We start from the raw sequence: 15,551 nt of genomic DNA on the forward strand, positions 1-15,551 counted from the left end.
GATCAGCGATCGATCTCGCCGAAAACGATGTCCTGCGTACCAATGATGGTGACGGCGTCGGCGATCATGTGACCGCGCGACATTTCGTCCAGCGATTGCAGGTGGGCGAAGCCGGGCGCCCGAATCTTCAGGCGGTACGGCTTGTTGGCGCCGTCCGACACCAGGTAGATGCCGAACTCGCCCTTGGGGTGCTCCACCGAGGCGAACGCTTCACCCGGGGGCACGTGGAAACCTTCGGTGAAGAGCTTGAAGTGGTGGATCAGCTCTTCCATGTTGGTCTTCATGGCGGTGCGCTTGGGCGGGGCGATCTTGTGGTTCTCGATCATGACCGGGCCCGGGTTGTTGCGCAGCCATTCCACGCACTGGCGGATGATGCGGTTGCTCTCGCGCATTTCGGCGATGCGGACCAGGTAGCGGTCGTAGCAGTCGCCGTTGACGCCGACGGGGATGTCGAAATCGAGCAGGTCGTAGACTTCGTAGGGCTGCATCTTGCGCAGGTCCCAGGCCACGCCCGAGCCACGCAGCATCGGGCCGGTGAAGCCCAGCGCCTTGGCACGGTCGGGATCGACCACGCCGATGCCGACCAGGCGCTGCTTCCAGATGCGGTTGTCGGTGAGCAGGGTTTCGTACTCGTCGACGCAGGCGGGGAAGCGGTTGGTGAAGTCTTCGATGAAGTCCAGCAGCGAGCCCGAGCGCGCGTCGTTCATGACGCGCACTTCCTTCTCGCCGCGATACTTGCTGGTCTCGCCGTACTGCGGCATGGTGTCCGGCAGGTCGCGGTAGACGCCGCCCGGACGATAGTAGGCCGCGTGCATGCGCGCGCCCGAGACCGCTTCGTAGCAGTCCATCAGGTCTTCGCGTTCACGGAAGGCGTACAGGAACACCGCCATGGCGCCCACGTCCAGCGCGTGCGAACCCAGCGACATCAGGTGGTTCAAGAGGCGCGTGATTTCATCGAACATCACGCGGATGTACTGCGCGCGCAACGGGGCTTCGACGCCCAGCAGCTTCTCGATGGCCATGACGTAGGCGTGCTCGTTGCACATCATGGACACGTAGTCCAGGCGGTCCATGTAGGGCAGCGCCTGGATGTAGGTCTTGTGCTCGGCCAGCTTTTCGGTGGCGCGGTGCAGCAGGCCGATGTGCGGGTCGGCGCGCTGGATGACTTCGCCGTCCAGCTCGAGCACCAGGCGCAGCACGCCGTGGGCGGCCGGGTGCTGCGGGCCGAAGTTGAGCGTGTAGTTCTTGATTTCTGCCATGATTCAACGTCCCAAGCCGTAGGTGTCTTCGCGCACCACGCGCGGCGTGATCTCGCGCGGGTCGATCGTGACGGGCTGGTAAATGACGCGCTTCTGTTCCGGGTCGTAGCGCATTTCGACGGTGCCGGAGAGCGGGAAGTCCTTGCGGAACGGGTGGCCGATGAAGCCGTAGTCGGTCAGGATGCGGCGCAGGTCCGGGTGGCCTTCGAAGACGATGCCGTACAGGTCGAACGCCTCGCGCTCGAACCAGCCCACGGCCGGCCAGCATTCCATCAGCGAGGCGACCATCGGGAATTCGTCATCGGGCGCCCAGGTGCGCACGCGCAGGCGCCAGTTGTTCTCGACCGACAGCAGGTGCGCGACCACGGCGAAACGCGCGCGATGCACCTTGGCGTTGGCTTCCTCGGGCAGTTGGCGCGTGCCGTTGCCCCAGGTGAGGTAGTCGACGCCACAGAGGTCGATACAGATTTCAAAGCGCAGGCCGGCTTCGGTGCGCAGCTTGTTGCAGACGGAGAACCATTGTTCCGCGGGCACTTCGAGCGTCAGCTCGCCCAGCGCCTCGGTCAGCGCGATATCCGCACCGAGGGTGGTCTGCAAATTGTTTTTCAGGGTTTCGAGCCTGGTCATCATCTTGTACGCTTAGGTGAACCGATACGCTGTTTCGCGGGATCCTGCGGCGGCATTTGCGGCGGCCACGGACCGGAGCGCAAACTCAGCGCGCAATCGTGTTGGTCAGACGGATCTTGTTCTGCATCTGCAGCAAGCCGTAGACCAGCGCCTCGGCCGTAGGCGGGCAGCCCGGCACGTAGACGTCTACCGGTACGATGCGATCGCAGCCGCGCACCACGGAATACGAGTAGTGGTAGTAACCGCCACCGTTGGCACAGGAGCCCATCGACACCACCCAACGCGGTTCGGGCATCTGGTCGTAGACCTTGCGCAGCGCCGGCGCCATCTTGTTGCACAGCGTGCCGGCCACGATCATCAGGTCGGACTGGCGCGGGCTGGGGCGGAAGATGATGCCGAACTGGTCCAGGTCGTAGCGGGCCGCGCCCGCGTGCATCATCTCGACCGCGCAACAGGCCAGGCCGAAGGTCATGGGCCACATGGAGCCGGTTTTCGCCCAGTTAAGGAACTTGTCGGCGCTGGTTGTGATGAACCCTTGCTTGAGAATGCCGTCTATAGCCATATTCGTCTCTGATAGCGTGCGGTGATGAAATAACCCGGCGGGTCATTCCCAGTCCAGCGCGCCCTTTTTCCATTCGTAGATGAAGCCGACGGTCAACACGGCGAGGAAAACCATGACCGTCCAGAAGCCGACGATTCCAACCGTGCCCTGGGCGATGGCCCACGGGAACAGGAACGCGATTTCCAGGTCGAAAAGAATGAACAGAATCGCCACCAGGTAGTAGCGCACGTCAAACTTCATGCGCGCGTCTTCGAACGCTTCGAAGCCGCACTCATAGGGGGATAGCTTCTCGGCGTAGGGACGCCGCGGGCCAAGGAGGGAGCCGGCCGTCAGAAGCGCGAACCCGATAAGGGTGGCCACTACGATAAACAGCAGGACGGGGAAATACTGTTGCAGGTTCATTCAGGCGTCCGTCAAATGCGCAAACCTTAGGATTGTAGCATTCGCGCGGTTACTTCCGGCTGAACTCTGTAGCGTGAACAACAGGTGAAAGACTGCATTTCTCCGGTAGAACAATCGCAGTCTTTGACGGGGCGCAGACAGCATACCGCAATCCAAGTCCGGCCGCGCCGCGCACACTTTAAAACACCCATCACCCCACCCCGACAAGCCCAACCCAAATAAAAAAGCCACCCCGGAGGGTGGCTTCATATGAGCGGACCGCAGCCCGCTCATGCACACGCGATAATCGAGGCAGGACTCGCGTCCTGCTGTCGATTAGAAGCGGTGACGCAGGCCGACGCCGACGGCGCTCGACTTGACGCCATCCAGGAACGCGTAGTTCTTGGCATACGAACCGTAGGCGTACAGGTTGGTACGCTTGGACAGGTCGTAGGTGTAGCCCAGGCTGAACACGTTCATCGTGGCGTCGTCGCCGGTCAGCTTGTCGTTCGACGCGGACACACGCTGCCACGAACCGAACAACTTGCTGGCGCCGCCGATGGGGGCCGACAGACCGACCATGTACGAGTTGGCCTTGAAACCATCAGCGAAGGCGTTGGTGCCGAAGCCGATCGAGCCAGCCGAAGTCTTGGTATCTTGGCTACCGAACCAGCCGTCGGTCGTGCGAGCGTAGGCCAGAGCCAGCTTCACGACTTCGAAGTCGTACGAACCGCCGATGGAGTATTGACGCGGGGTGGCGTCAACCTGGCCCTGGGCCAGCTTGTTCGAGGCGTTCAGCTGGTCATAGGCCAGGGCGACGTTCAGCGGGCCGTTGACGTAACGCAGGCCGGTCGTGATGGCGCGGGTGTTGTCGGCGGTGCGGAAGCCGGTTTGGTTCGGGTTGCTCTTGAGCGTGCCGTCAGCGTTGAACTGAGCAGCGCCGTCCTTGGTGTCGTCAGCGCTGAACGAGTAGCCAATGCCGAACTGGAAGCCGCTGAACGACGGGGTCTGGTACATGACCATGTTGTCGTAGCGGACGGTGTTCGCGGCGCTCAGGCCCAGACCGATGTTGGCTTGACCGAAACCAGCACCGAACGGATCGATCGAACCGAAGTACTTCGAGGCGATGTTGGTTTGACGACCGAAGTCCACTTGGCCCCAGCTGTCGCTGGCCAGACCGATCGTGGCTTGACGGCCGAACAGACGACCGCCTTGGGCCGACTTGCCGTTACCCGAGTCGAAACCCGATTCCAGTTGGAAAACAGCGCGCAGGCCGTCACCCAGATCTTCCGAACCACGCAGACCCCAGCGCGAACCGTTTTGCACGCCGTTGATCATGCCGAACTTGCTGCCGTTCTGAGCGTCGGTACCGCCGCTGATCTTGTTGTAGCCGAGGCCCGTGTCGATGATGCCGTACAGGGTGACAGACGTTTCTGCCTGGGCGACACCGGCAAAACCGGCGAGCAGGGCGGCAGCGAGCAGAGTCTTTTTCATTTAAGAAATCTCCGTTGATTTGAGTGACAAGAGCAGCAATCCAGCAAACCAGCCTGCCGCCCCCCTAACTCCGCGAAGGGAAGTTGACGCTATTGCATCAAAAATCGGGGGGACTGGCTATGGTCGACACCAGAAAAGTGCAGGTTTGCGACAGGCCTGTTGGGATATTGCAACATCAGACCAACTCCGCCTAGGGCTAACCCTGCTTTTTACCAATGACCACGTATCCATGCGACTTTCAGCCCTGGCCCTAATATTTATTGAACTGATCCGAGGTTTCTTTAGGCTCCGTTTTCAGACCGATCCCAAGCTCCCGCCAAGCCGGTGGCGGCACCGCCAGGCGCAAGCGCAGCCGCCCTCCTCCGCGTCTCTGGATAACATTGTTATTTAAATAAAGCGTCGATATTATTCAAGAACACCCGGATATTCTTCAATGACCACCAGCACGCCGCGCACCGACCGCAACGAACGCCTGACCGCCCTGCGGCGGCAACTGATCCTGGACGCCGCCCAGCGCGTATTCGAACGCGACGGCCTGGAGCAGACCAGCCTGCGCGCCATTGCCAAGGAAGCCGGCTGCACGACGGGCGCGATCTATCCCTGGTTCGCGGGCAAGGAGGCGCTTTATGGCGCCCTGCTGGACGAATCCCTGCAGCGCCTGCATGCCCACCTGCTGGACGCGACCGCCGCCAGCGCTTGCGCCACGGCGGCGCGCCGGACCATCCAGGCTTTTTTCGGCTACTACGCCAAGCGCCGTACCGACTTCTCGCTCGGGCTGTATCTGTTCCAGGGTGCGGGCCCGCGCGGGCTCGGCCGCGACCTGGACGAGCAGCTCAACGACCGGTTGCGGCAATGCGTCGACGTGCTGGGCGAGGCCCTGGCCCGCACCAAGGCCTGGGCGGCCGAGCGGGTGCGGGTCGAACAGATGAATGTCTTCACATACCTGATCGGGCTGTTGCTGCTGCTGCACACCCGCCGCCTGAAATCACTGGGCCAGCAGGCCGATGTGCTGCTGGATCATTACTGCCTCGCGCTGGAACAACAATGACCGCCACGACCCTGCCCTGCGCCGACTCGGATGCGCCACTGATCAGCCTGGCCGACTTCCGGCTGCTGCTGGCCGAGCAGCACCCTTTTTCGCTCCTGCTCGGCATCGAGGTCCGGCACATCGGCCGCGGCACCGCGCGGGCCGTGCTGCCCGCGCGCGACAGCCACCAGCGGCTTGGCGGCATCGTTGCCGGTCCGATGCTGATGGGACTGGCCGATCTGGCCATGTATGCCGCGGTGGTCGGCGCCACCGGCCAGGCCCACGCGGTGACCGCCAGCCTGACCATCAATTTCCTGCGCAAGAGCCCGGCCGGTGCGATCCACGCCGATGCACGCCTGCTCAAGGTGGGGCGCCTGGCGGCGGGCGAGGTCATCCTGACCGCCGCCGGCAGCGATGAGCCGCTGGCCCATATCGTCAGCACCTGGTCGGTGCCCAAGCCATGAGCCCGCGCATCAGCATCGTCGGCATGGGCCGCGCCGGCACCCAGGCGGCGCGACGCCTGCTTGCCGCCGAACCCGACATCGCCCTGACGGTCTATGACATCGATCCGGACCGTTGCGAGGATTTCCGTGGCAGCGCCACCTTGGCGACCTCCGCGCGCGAAGCCCTGGCCGAATCCGACACCATCGTGCTGGCCCTGCCGCGCGAGCGCGAGATCGACCGCACGCTGGAGCGCTTCAGCGACGGCGCGGTGACCGCGCCCGTGGCGGGCAAGCTGATCGTGGACCTGCAACCGCCGCCGGCCGAGCGCGCGCGCCGCCTGGATCAGGCGATCACCACTGCCGGCGGCCGCTACGCCTGCGCGCCGTTGCGGCAGCACCCGGATGGAGCACCCGACGCCCGCCTATTGAACGCCCTGATCGCGCCGTGCTGAGGCCGCCTGGCTTTCGGCCACGGCAACGCACAACACCAGCCAGGCGAAGCTGATGGCGAAGCCCGCCACCACGTCGCTGGCGAAATGCACTTGCAGCAGGACACGGCTCAGGCCGATCGCCATCACCAGCCCCGCCGCCAGCGCCACGCCCGGCAGCCTCCAGGGCGCGGGCGCCAGGCGCCAGGCCAGGTAGCAGGCCGCGCCGTACACCGCCATCGCGGCCGAGGCGTGACCGCTGGGAAAGCTCCAGCCCAGCGCGGTGGCAAATCCGTGATCGTGCTCGGGTCGCGCGCGTTCGAAGCCGTGCTTGAGGAAACGGTTGATCAGTCCGCCACCGCCGGTGGCGGCCACGCAGAAGAGCGCCAGCCCCCAATGGCGGCGCGCCAACAGCGCGAGGGTCATCAAGATGGCGAGCACCGTCAGGACATTGCGATCGCCCAGCGTGGTAAACCAGGACAGCAGCCACAAGAGGGAATCGCCCATCGACATGCTGAGCGCACCGGCCAGGGCGCTGTCGAACTCCACCACCCCCCCCGGCCGCGTCACCGCGTGCGCGAGCTCCAGGAACAGCGCGCCGGCCAGCGCCACCGCCCCGCCCCAGCCGGCCGCGCGCAGCCCCGGCGAGGCCCGCGCGCCGATGCGTGCCATCGCCACCGCGACCGCCGCCGCGCCCAGCGGCAGCAGCAGGAACAACAACAGCGCATGGACCGACACCCATTCCGCGCAGGCGTCGATAAGCGAGGCGTCCGTGCCGATTCCCATTGCCGCTCCCTACCCCGTCACCAAGGTCTTGTCGACCGGCGCGAAGGCATGGGTGGCGTCGGCGTAGTCCCAGCGCTCGACATGGCAGGCACGGGTTTCGCCTTCGCCCTCGCGGGTGATGACATTGACGGAATTGGGAATGTTGCCGCGCACCCGGCGCGAGCAGGTGGTGCCGGCCTGCACCGCCCAGCCGGCCGCCAGGGCCGGATCGGCGCTGGCGGGCAGCACGTAGGGCAGATGGATATGGCCGCCCAGGATCAGGTCGACACCGGCTTCGGCCCAGGCCGCCAGCGCCCGCTCGCGCCCGATCAGCAGGTTGAAGCGATCGGATTCGACTTTGGCGCGCACCGGATGGTGCGCCACCACCACGCGCAACTGGCCGGGCCGGGCCTGGCGCAGGCGCTGCGCCACCCGCGCGATCTGGACCTCGGATATCTCGCCGTCCTTGTGGCGGCGCGGCCGAGTGGTGTTGACGCCGATGGCCAGCAGGCCGCCTGTTTCGTAGACCGGTTCGAGCACGGCGCCGAGCGCGCGCTTGTAGTTGCCGTAAGGGTTGAGCGCGCGCGCGAACAGGTTGAACAGCGGAATGTCGTGGTTGCCCGGCACCGCCAGCACCGGCAGCGACAGGCGCTCGATGAACTTGCGGGCGGCGGCGAACTGGCCGCGCCGGGCGCGTTGGGTGATGTCGCCGCTGATCACGACCAGGTCTGGCGCCAGCGTGCGCGCCAGGTCCAGCGCGGCCTCGAGTACCGGCTTGCGCTCGGTGCCGAAATGGGTATCCGAGAATTGCAGGATGCGCGTCATGGGCGCTCCGGATCCGGCGTTTCGGCCGGCACCACCAGCGGCAGCGGGGTGTCGGACACCTTGAATTCCAGCGGCGTGTCCATCCAGGAGATTTCGCCGTCCATGGCGACCTTGACGCGGCGCCGACCGCGAATCGAGACCGTCAGGCGGTCGAAGGCGAAGCTGACGACGTGTTCGGCATCGCCCAGGCGGCTGAACAGGCCGCGCAGCAGCAGGCCGTACAGCGCCAGCGTGCCGACCGGGCGCGCGGCCATGGCCACCAGGCGGTTGCGGTCCAGTTCGGCGGGATCGATGCCGATGTGTTCCAGTTGCAGGCGGTTGTTGCCCACCACCAGGGTGGGCGACCGCAGCTCGCGCATGCGCCCTTCGTAGTCGAGCCTCAGGCTGAGCTGGCGCGGCGCGCGCAGCAGCGTCACCAGACCTGACCACAACGCCACCAGGCGGCTGCGGCCGAAGCGCTGCTTGTAGGCTTCGCGATCTTCGAGCAACTGCGGATACAGGCCCAGGCTGGCATTGACCAGGAACAGGCGGCCGTTGAGCAGGCCGACCTGCACCGGCCGCAGCTCGCCGCCCAGCAAACCGCGCAGCGCGGCTTCGGTGTCCTGCGAGATGCCATAGCGGCGGCCGAAGTAATTGAAGGTGCCTTGCGGCAGGATGCCGAACGGCACGCCCTGCCCGAGCACCTGGCCGGCTACGGCGTTGAGGGTGCCGTCGCCGCCCGCGGCGACCACGATGCCGTTGGCCTGGCGCGCCTGCGCCACGGCGTCGCGGGCGGTGGCGACCAGGCGCGTCGGATCGTCGACCGGCATCAGCTGATAGCGTCGGCCGGCCTCGTCGAGCACGCGGCGGATGATGTCCTGCAGCGCTTGCGCGTCGCCGCGCCCGGAGCCGGTGTTCAGGACGATGAAGAGAGGTTCGTGTCCCGCGAGGGGAGGAGCCCCGGTCGCCGGGCTCTGCTGGATAGGCGTCATGGGCAAAAGATAGCCCATGGCGGCAAATCGCCGCAACCGTGCCGGCGCGCGCCGGGCGGGCGCGCCGGCACGCGGCTCAGCGGCCGACCGCGTAGGCCTGCATCAGGCGCGGCGTGGCGGCCGCATGCAGCAGGCCGTCGGCGTCGCGCGAAGCGGCGGTCAGGCGGCCTACCGACCATTGCGGCACTTCCTCGATGTGGTGGCCGCGGGCGCGCAGCGCGGCGATGGTCTCGGCGCCGAAGCCGCTTTCCACCGCCAGATGCCCCGGCTTGCGGTCGCGCGGGTAGAACGAGGTGGGGAAATGCATGGTGTGCGACATCGGCAGGTCGATGACTTCCTGCAGGTTCAGGCCATGGTGCGCGTGGCGCAGGAAGAACAGCAGTTGCCATTGCTCTTGCTGGTCGCCGCCGGGTGTGCCGAATGCCAGGTAGGGCCGGCCCTCACGCAGCGCCAGCGACGGCGTCAGCGTGGTGCGCGGACGCTTGCCCGGCGCCAGCGTGCCCGGCAGGCCCTCTTCCAGCCAGAACATCTGGGCGCGGGTGTTCAGGCCGAAGCCCAGTTCCGGGATCACCGGCGAGGACTGGAACCAGCCGCCGGACGGCGTGGCCGAGATCATGTTGCCCCAGCGGTCGATGACGTCGACGTGAGTGGTGTCGCCGCGCTTGACCGAGGCGCGCATATCGGCCAGCGTCGGTTCGTTGGTCGCGCTGCCGGGGGCCGAGACCCTGGACAGGCGCTGCAGCGTGTCCATCACTCGCGCCACCTGCGCCTCGAAGCCGGGAATCACGCCGGGCCGCAGGTCCTGCGAGGCCTGCTCGCCGATCAGGGCGCGGCGCGCGTCGTTGTACTCGTCGGACAGCAATTGCGCCAGCGGCACGTCGACGAAGGCCGGATCGCCGTAGTAGGCCTCGCGGTCGGCGAAGGCCAGTTTCATGGCCTCGGTGACGCGGTGCACGAACTCGGCGCTGGTCGGGCCGACGCCGGCCAGGTCCATGTCCTTGAGCAGCGCCAGGGTCTGCAGGAACACCGGCCCCTGGCTCCAGGCGCCTGCCTTGGCCACGGTGTAGCCGTGGTAGTCATAGGTGGCGGGCTGGTCGTAGCTGGCCGACCAGCCGGCCAGGTCGTCGGCGGTGATCACGCCCCGATGGCGCTGGCCGCTTTCATCCATGACCTCGGTGCCGCGCGCGAACTTGTCGATGGCCTCGGCGACGAAGCCGCGGTAGAAAGCATCGCGGGCCGCCTCGATCTGGCGTTCGCGGTCGGCGCCGGCCTGTTCGGCCGCCTGCAGCACGCGGGTCCAGGTGGCGGCCAGCGCCGGATTGCGGAACAGCTTGCGGGCCTCGGGCACGTTGCCGCCGGGCAGGTAGACCTGCGCGGTGGTGGGCCAGTGGGCCTGGAAGAAGTCCTTCAGGCCGGCGATGGTGTTGGAGATGCGCGGCATCAGCGCGTGCCCATGCCCGGCGTAGTAGATGGCGGGTTCCAGCACGTCGCGCACCCGCATCGTGCCGTGGTCGCGCAGCAACTGCATCCAGGCGTCGAAGGCGCCGGGGATGACGGTGGCGAGCAGGCCGTTGCCGGGGATCAGCTTGAGGCCTTCGGCGCGGTAGCGCTCGAGCGTGGCGGCGGCGGGCGTCGCGCCCTGGCCGCACAACACTTCGACGCGCCCGGTGCGCGCGGAATAGAACACCGCCGGCACTTCGCCGGCCGGGCCGACCAGGTGGGGTTCGACCACCTGCAGCACGAAGGCCGAGGCGACACAGGCGTCGAAGGCGTTGCCGCCGCGCTCCAGCAGCGACATGCCGGCCGAACTGGCCAGCCAATGGGTGGAGGTCACGACACCGAAGGTGCCAAGGATTTCCGGGCGAGTCGTAAACATGGTGCGATCCTGTTGCGGGACGGCGCGCCGCGGCCGGCCGGAAATGGCGCCGCCGGCCGCTGGCCACGGGAGGAAAAGAAAACGGGACCCGCATCCGGGTCCCGCGGGCGCTGGCCTATTGCTTGGCGAGGCTGACACCCTTCAGGCGGATCAGGCCGTCGGGATACGGCACGAAACCTTGCACCTTCTTCTGTGCGCCGAAGGTCCAGGGCAGGTAGAACAGATAGATGATGGGGCGTTGTTCCTGCATCACAGTCAGCACCTGGTCATACAGGGCGCGGCGCTTGGCGGGGTCGGGCTCGGCGCGGGCCTCATTGAGCAGCTTGTCGGCCTGCCGATCGCAGAACTTGCCATCGTTGAGATTGCCCTTGCAGCTCAGGTATTGGTGGATGTTGCCACTGGGGTCGACACGCCCGGACCAGCCGCTCTGGCCGACTTCGAAGTCGCCCCGCGCCAGCGACGATTGCAGCGAGGCGAACTCGACCGGGCGCAGGGTGATGTCGAAGCCGGCTTCGGCGCCCATGGCCTGCACCAGTTCGAACACCTGTTGCATGGTGGTGTTGTTGCCGAAGGTGATCTCGAACTTGACGCGGTCGAAGCCCGCCTCCTTCAGCAAGGCCTGGGCCTTCTTCGGATCGCGGCCGGCGTGCTCGAACGACTTGTTGTAGGCGAAGCTGGCCGGCGGGAACGGCTGGTAGGCCGGCTGGTACTGGCCTTCGCCGATGACCTGGTTGAGCACGTCGCGGTCGATGGCCAGGTCGAGCGCCTGGCGCACGCGCTTGTCCTTGGCCAACGGGTTGTTGGCGCGCGCGCCATTGCCCAGGTTGATGGAGATCGACTGGAAGCCCAGGCCGGTGACCGGCGCCAGGCGCAGGTTGGCGTCGTCCTTGACTGCCTTGGCGTCGCTGGGCGCGACCCGCTCGATGATGTCCAGGTCGCCGGCGCGCAGATTGTTCAGGCGCACGGTATTGTCGGGAATCGGCGTGAAGACCACGCGATCGAAGTGGTAATTGCCGGCGTCCCAGTACTTGGGGAATTTCTCCAGCACGATGCGGTCATTCTGCACCCGTTCCTTGAACTGGTACGGGCCCGAGCAGACCGGCTTGCCGCCGGGGTCCTTGTCGAAGGAAGCAGGCGAGATCATCATGCCGGCGCGGTCTGACAACTGCGACAGCAACGACGCATCGGGTGCGGACAGGTGCAGCACCACGGTGCTGGCATCCGGCGCGTCGACGCTGGCCACGGTAGCCAGTTCACTCTTGCGGTTGCTGTCGGGCAGCGTGCGGGCGCGGTCGAGGTTGGCCTTGACCGCGGCAGCATTGACAGGCGTGCCATCGTGGAACACGGCATCGGTGCGCAACTTGAAGGTCAGCGTCTTGTTGTCCGCACTGGTGCTCCAGGACTGCGCCAATTGCGGCACGAACTTCAGGTCGGGCGTGATATCGACCAGCTTGTCGCACAGCGAGGCGAACACGATGCGGCCGACGAAGGTGCGGGCGCGGGCCGGATCGAGCACGTCCGGGTCGTCCTGCAGGCCGATCCGCAGGGTCGATTGAGCCTGGGCCAGCCCGCTGGCCAGAAGTCCCGCCATGGTCATGGCGAGGCAGAGTTTACGCATGAGATATCTCCGTCGATTCCGCGGGTCCGCTTCCCCGCGCGCCGCCGGCGCGCCGCCCGGCATCGAGGGAACAGACCCCGCTCGTGCCGCATCGCCGGGCCCATTCCCCCGTTGCGCACGCTCTTGTCGGATTCTGCGCCAGGCGCGCGCCGATTGTATAGAGCGGCGGCCGCCGCTCCCGCGCGCCCCGCGCCCACCGACCGCCTTGCGGACAGGTGCGCCGAGACGGAGCCGGCCTGCCCTTCAAGGCAATCGGCAAGGCGCCGAGAAATCCACCGCAGCGCCCACCGCGGCGCGCAGCTTGGCGACCAGCGGCCGGGCATCGCCGCGGCGGCATTGGAAGGCGTATGGCAGCGCCGCCGGCTCGGGGTCGCAACGCAGCACCCGCAGACTGCCCTCGGCCTCCAGCGCGCGCGCCCAGTGGCGTGGCAACAGCCCGACCCCGGTCCCCTCGATCAGCAGGCCGACGATGGCGCCCCAGTTGTTGCAGCACAGACGCTCGCCGGCCCCGTCACGGCCGGCGAGCGAATCGTCGATGATACGGGTGGTGCCGGCGCCAGCCGGCAGGGTCACCAGCGGCAGGCGCGCCAGCAGTTCGGCGGACATGTCGGTGGCGCCATCCAGCACGGACGGCGCCGCGGCCCAGGCGAACACCGCCTCGCCGATCGGCGTCGAGGCAATGCTGGGACGCGACGAACGGCCGGCAATGACGGCGAAGTCGAGCTCGCCATCGGCGACCCGTTGCTCCAGCACCTGGCCGATGTCCACGTAGGGTTCCAGCACCAGATCGGGATAGGCGGCGCGCACCACACCGATCAGGCGCGGCAGCCAGGTCAGCGCGGTCAGTTCGCCCACGCCGAAACGGCAGCGGCCACGCAGCCCCGGGGTTTCGGTCATGGAGGCGCGGATCTGGTCGGCCGCGGCCAGCAGTTCGCGCGCTTGCGGCAGCAGCCGCTGGCCGGCATCGGTCAGCACCGCCTTGTGGCCGCTGCGGTCGAACAACGGCTGGCCGAGCGCATCTTCCAGCTCGGCGATGCGCTTGGAGAGCGATGATACCGACAGGTGCAGGCGCTCGGCTGCCACGGCAAAACTGGCGCAGGTGGCGGCCCAGTAGAAGGCTTCGAGTTGCTTGAGGGTCATGCCGGGATTGTAGGGGCCGTCGCCGCGCGCGGCGCGGGCCCGCGCGGCACTCAGGAACGCGAATGCGGCAGCGTGCCTAGATGGCTTGGGGCAGGCGCAATTGGGGCGAGAGGCGCAGGGTATCGATGCCGGCGCGGAGCATGCGCTCGACGCGCGGCCAGATATCGCCCTTGAGACGATCAGACCAGCAGATAGTGCCGAACACGCCCTCGATCAGGGAATGCAGGTAGACGTTGGACAGGCGCACGTCCAGCGCCGGCGGCAGGTCTTCGCGGCTGACGGCGGCGCGCAGCAGTTTCTCGGAGGTGCGCAGGGCGTGGCGCTCCCACAAGTCGCGGCGGCGCAGAAGCGGCGCATTCTCGTCACTGCGCTCGCACTTCAGGTAGAGGATCTCCAGCACGCGCTGCACCGAGCCTTCCTCGGCATAGATCTGCACGTACTGGCGCATGGAGGCGTAGAGCGATTCCAGCGCCTCGCCCTCGGTCGAGACCCGGGTCAAGGACACCGCCTCGCCCAGGGCCCGGTCGCACATGGCGATGCAGACATCGATCTTGTTCTTGTAATGGCCGTAGACGGCGCCCCGCGACACGCCCGCGAAGTCGGCGATATCGCTCATGGTGGTGCTGGCCACCCCCTTGGACAGGAACACGCGCTCGGCGGCGTCCAGGATGCGATCGCGGGTGCGTTGCGATTCTTCTTTCGTCTTGCGGGCCATACAAAGATCTCCTTGTAAATGAATGGGTTGCGGGAAATACGGACGACACGAAAACGGCGGCCCGCCTTGCGGGAGCCGCCGTCCGCGCACTGTAAAGAAGTGTGCAGCCGTCAGCATACTTTCGAACAAAACAATTAATCAATCATGACGGATTAAATGATAGACTGCCAGCCCCACAGGGAAAACCCTCGCACTTTCCCGCATCGCCCACCATGGGCAATCCACAATAATTTCTAAAAAATGCCGCACCGAGTCCCGTTCAGAACGCTCGCCATCGCATCCGTACTGGTTCTTGTTTCCGCCTGTTCGAAGCAGACCCCGGTCGATACCGCCAAAACGCCCGCTGAAATCGGCGTCATCGTGGCCAGGGCCACTCCCACTGCCGTCGCCAGCGAACTGCCCGGCCGGCTGGAGCCCTATCGCGAAGCCGAAGTCCGTGCCCGCGTGGCCGGCATCGTCATCCACCGCCTGTACGAAGAGGGCCAGGAGGTGACGCGCGGCGCGCCGCTGTTCCAGATCGATCCGGCGCCGCTGCAGGCCGCCTACGATTCCGCGGCCGCCTCCCTGGCGCGGGCCCAGGCCAATCTGTCGGCCGCCGCCGACAAGCTGCGCCGCTACGCCGACCTGGTATCGGACCGCGCCATCAGCGAACGCGACCACGCGGAAAGCGTGGCCGAGGAACGCCAGGCGCGCGCCGAAGTGGCACTGGCCAAGGCCAACCTGCAAAGCGCCAGGCTGCGCCTGGAGTACGCCCGCGTCACCTCGCCGATCGACGGCCGCGCGCGGCGCGCGCTGGTCACCGAGGGCGCCCTGGTCGGCGAAGGCCAGGCCACCCCGCTGACGGTGGTGCAGCAACTCGATCCGATCTACGTCAACTTTTCGCAACCCGTGGCCGAAGTCATGCGGTTGCGCAGGCAGATCCGTGACGGCGCGGTGCAAAGCGTAGCGCCCGAACAGATGCGGGTTCGCCTGCTGTTGCCGGACGGTTCGGAATACGTCCGCGGCGGCACGCTGTCGTTCGCCGACCTGGCGGTCGATCCGGGCACCGACAACGTGACCATGCGCGCGCGGTTCGACAACCCGGACCGCGAGCTGCTGCCGGGCATGTATGTACGGGTACGGCTGGAGCAGGCGGTCAACCACGACACCTACCTGGTGCCGCGCGACGCCTTGCTGCGCAGCGCCGGCGGCGCGCATCTGCTGGTGGCAGGCGACGATGGCGAACTGCGCAGCGTGCCGGTGGCCGCGCATCGGCTGCTGGGCCCGAACTGGGTCATCACCGAGGGCCTGACAGGCGGCGAGCGCGTGGTGGTCGAAAACGCCGCGCAACTGGCCCCCGGCCAGAAAATCAAACCGGTCGAGCGGGCCGCGCCGAGCGCGCCCGCGGCGACCGCGGGAAACAAAGAAAAAAGGTAAACCG

The 15,551-nt window shown here is 66.8% G+C and carries 16 protein-coding genes; 4 read left to right on the forward strand and 12 right to left on the reverse strand.

The window, feature by feature from the left end; translation table 11 throughout:
* Positions 1-2: 2 nt before the first annotated feature.
* The 5 genes from AC6LKG_RS06320 to AC6LKG_RS06340 form a co-directional block, all read right to left on the reverse strand.
* Complete coding sequence (locus AC6LKG_RS06320) at positions 3-1,259, reverse strand: NADH-quinone oxidoreductase subunit D (protein ID WP_006389211.1); 1,257 nt, start codon at positions 1,257-1,259, stop codon at positions 3-5.
* Between the two features lie 3 nt (positions 1,260-1,262).
* Positions 1,263-1,889 carry an NADH-quinone oxidoreductase subunit C gene (locus tag AC6LKG_RS06325; RefSeq protein WP_006389210.1) on the reverse strand — a complete coding sequence of 209 codons (627 nt, stop codon included), beginning with the start codon at positions 1,887-1,889 and terminating at the stop codon, positions 1,263-1,265.
* Positions 1,890-1,971: 82 nt separating this feature from the next.
* Positions 1,972-2,448, reverse strand: coding sequence for a NuoB/complex I 20 kDa subunit family protein (locus AC6LKG_RS06330; protein ID WP_006217960.1), 477 nt, complete (start codon positions 2,446-2,448; stop codon positions 1,972-1,974).
* Between the two features lie 42 nt (positions 2,449-2,490).
* Positions 2,491-2,850, reverse strand: coding sequence for an NADH-quinone oxidoreductase subunit A (locus tag AC6LKG_RS06335; protein WP_020924744.1), 360 nt, complete (start codon positions 2,848-2,850; stop codon positions 2,491-2,493).
* 315 nt (positions 2,851-3,165) lie between these two features.
* Positions 3,166-4,323 (reverse strand): porin, encoded by a 1,158-nt coding sequence (locus AC6LKG_RS06340; protein ID WP_498163547.1) that lies wholly within the window; start codon positions 4,321-4,323, stop codon positions 3,166-3,168.
* Positions 4,324-4,756: 433 nt separating this feature from the next.
* Here AC6LKG_RS06340 and AC6LKG_RS06345 point away from each other — a divergent pair, with 433 nt between their 5' ends.
* Genes AC6LKG_RS06345 through AC6LKG_RS06355 form a run of 3 tightly spaced genes read left to right on the forward strand, consistent with a single transcriptional unit; the run spans position 4,757 to position 6,245 of the window.
* The gene (locus AC6LKG_RS06345) at positions 4,757-5,371 is read left to right on the forward strand and encodes a TetR/AcrR family transcriptional regulator (RefSeq protein WP_498163548.1); all 615 of its coding nucleotides are present in this window, start codon (positions 4,757-4,759) and stop codon (positions 5,369-5,371) included.
* Positions 5,368-5,814 carry a PaaI family thioesterase gene (locus tag AC6LKG_RS06350; protein ID WP_498163549.1) on the forward strand — a complete coding sequence of 149 codons (447 nt, stop codon included), beginning with the start codon at positions 5,368-5,370 and terminating at the stop codon, positions 5,812-5,814. The genes AC6LKG_RS06345 and AC6LKG_RS06350 overlap by 4 nt, the downstream gene beginning before the upstream one ends.
* On the forward strand, positions 5,811-6,245 hold the full coding sequence (locus tag AC6LKG_RS06355) for an NAD(P)-binding domain-containing protein (protein WP_498163550.1): 435 nt from the start codon (positions 5,811-5,813) through the stop codon (positions 6,243-6,245). Before AC6LKG_RS06350 ends, AC6LKG_RS06355 begins: the two co-directional genes overlap by 4 nt.
* Here AC6LKG_RS06355 and AC6LKG_RS06360 read toward each other — a convergent pair.
* The 7 genes from AC6LKG_RS06360 to axyZ form a co-directional block, all read right to left on the reverse strand.
* Positions 6,216-7,007, reverse strand: coding sequence for a phosphatase PAP2 family protein (locus tag AC6LKG_RS06360; protein ID WP_498163551.1), 792 nt, complete (start codon positions 7,005-7,007; stop codon positions 6,216-6,218). The genes AC6LKG_RS06355 and AC6LKG_RS06360 overlap by 30 nt on opposite strands.
* Before the next feature lie 9 nt (positions 7,008-7,016).
* Positions 7,017-7,811: a metallophosphoesterase family protein gene (locus AC6LKG_RS06365; RefSeq protein ID WP_498163552.1), complete on the reverse strand. Its 795-nt coding sequence runs from the start codon at positions 7,809-7,811 to the stop codon at positions 7,017-7,019.
* Complete coding sequence (locus AC6LKG_RS06370; RefSeq protein ID WP_498163553.1) at positions 7,808-8,800, reverse strand: diacylglycerol/lipid kinase family protein; 993 nt, start codon at positions 8,798-8,800, stop codon at positions 7,808-7,810. The genes AC6LKG_RS06365 and AC6LKG_RS06370 overlap by 4 nt, the downstream gene beginning before the upstream one ends.
* Positions 8,801-8,858: 58 nt before the next feature.
* Complete coding sequence (locus AC6LKG_RS06375; RefSeq protein WP_498163554.1) at positions 8,859-10,658, reverse strand: gamma-glutamyltransferase family protein; 1,800 nt, start codon at positions 10,656-10,658, stop codon at positions 8,859-8,861.
* A 115-nt stretch (positions 10,659-10,773) separates the two neighbouring features.
* The gene (locus AC6LKG_RS06380) at positions 10,774-12,276 is read right to left on the reverse strand and encodes an ABC transporter substrate-binding protein (protein WP_498163555.1); all 1,503 of its coding nucleotides are present in this window, start codon (positions 12,274-12,276) and stop codon (positions 10,774-10,776) included.
* A 243-nt stretch (positions 12,277-12,519) separates the two neighbouring features.
* The gene (locus AC6LKG_RS06385; RefSeq protein ID WP_498163556.1) at positions 12,520-13,416 is read right to left on the reverse strand and encodes a LysR family transcriptional regulator; all 897 of its coding nucleotides are present in this window, start codon (positions 13,414-13,416) and stop codon (positions 12,520-12,522) included.
* 76 nt (positions 13,417-13,492) lie between these two features.
* A complete protein-coding gene (gene axyZ, locus AC6LKG_RS06390) occupies positions 13,493-14,131 on the reverse strand; it encodes a multidrug efflux transcriptional repressor AxyZ (protein WP_498163557.1) in 639 nt (212 codons plus the stop codon).
* A gap of 240 nt (positions 14,132-14,371) precedes the next feature.
* Here axyZ and AC6LKG_RS06395 point away from each other — a divergent pair, with 240 nt between their 5' ends.
* Positions 14,372-15,547: a MexX/AxyX family multidrug efflux RND transporter periplasmic adaptor subunit gene (locus AC6LKG_RS06395; protein WP_498163558.1), complete on the forward strand. Its 1,176-nt coding sequence runs from the start codon at positions 14,372-14,374 to the stop codon at positions 15,545-15,547.
* Positions 15,548-15,551: the final 4 nt, after the last annotated feature.

The sequence above is a fragment of the Achromobacter sp. 46006 genome (assembly GCF_059761975.1).

Bases quoted from the DNA above. Each gene is read 5' to 3' on its own strand.
- AC6LKG_RS06360 (WP_498163551.1), bottom strand. From the start codon at position 7,007: ATGGGAATCGGCACGGACGCCTCGCTTATCGACGCCTGCGCGGAATGG.
- AC6LKG_RS06380 (WP_498163555.1), bottom strand. From the start codon at position 12,276: ATGCGTAAACTCTGCCTCGCCATGACCATGGCGGGACTTCTGGCCAGC.
- AC6LKG_RS06325 (WP_006389210.1), bottom strand. From the start codon at position 1,889: ATGATGACCAGGCTCGAAACCCTGAAAAACAATTTGCAGACCACCCTC.
- AC6LKG_RS06385 (WP_498163556.1), bottom strand. From the start codon at position 13,416: ATGACCCTCAAGCAACTCGAAGCCTTCTACTGGGCCGCCACCTGCGCC.
- axyZ (WP_498163557.1), bottom strand. From the start codon at position 14,131: ATGGCCCGCAAGACGAAAGAAGAATCGCAACGCACCCGCGATCGCATC.
- AC6LKG_RS06355 (WP_498163550.1), top strand. From the start codon at position 5,811: ATGAGCCCGCGCATCAGCATCGTCGGCATGGGCCGCGCCGGCACCCAG.
- AC6LKG_RS06320 (WP_006389211.1), bottom strand. From the start codon at position 1,259: ATGGCAGAAATCAAGAACTACACGCTCAACTTCGGCCCGCAGCACCCG.
- AC6LKG_RS06335 (WP_020924744.1), bottom strand. From the start codon at position 2,850: ATGAACCTGCAACAGTATTTCCCCGTCCTGCTGTTTATCGTAGTGGCC.
- AC6LKG_RS06345 (WP_498163548.1), top strand. From the start codon at position 4,757: ATGACCACCAGCACGCCGCGCACCGACCGCAACGAACGCCTGACCGCC.
- AC6LKG_RS06375 (WP_498163554.1), bottom strand. From the start codon at position 10,658: ATGTTTACGACTCGCCCGGAAATCCTTGGCACCTTCGGTGTCGTGACC.
- AC6LKG_RS06370 (WP_498163553.1), bottom strand. From the start codon at position 8,800: ATGGGCTATCTTTTGCCCATGACGCCTATCCAGCAGAGCCCGGCGACC.
- AC6LKG_RS06350 (WP_498163549.1), top strand. From the start codon at position 5,368: ATGACCGCCACGACCCTGCCCTGCGCCGACTCGGATGCGCCACTGATC.
- AC6LKG_RS06365 (WP_498163552.1), bottom strand. From the start codon at position 7,811: ATGACGCGCATCCTGCAATTCTCGGATACCCATTTCGGCACCGAGCGC.
- AC6LKG_RS06395 (WP_498163558.1), top strand. From the start codon at position 14,372: ATGCCGCACCGAGTCCCGTTCAGAACGCTCGCCATCGCATCCGTACTG.
- AC6LKG_RS06330 (WP_006217960.1), bottom strand. From the start codon at position 2,448: ATGGCTATAGACGGCATTCTCAAGCAAGGGTTCATCACAACCAGCGCC.
- AC6LKG_RS06340 (WP_498163547.1), bottom strand. From the start codon at position 4,323: ATGAAAAAGACTCTGCTCGCTGCCGCCCTGCTCGCCGGTTTTGCCGGT.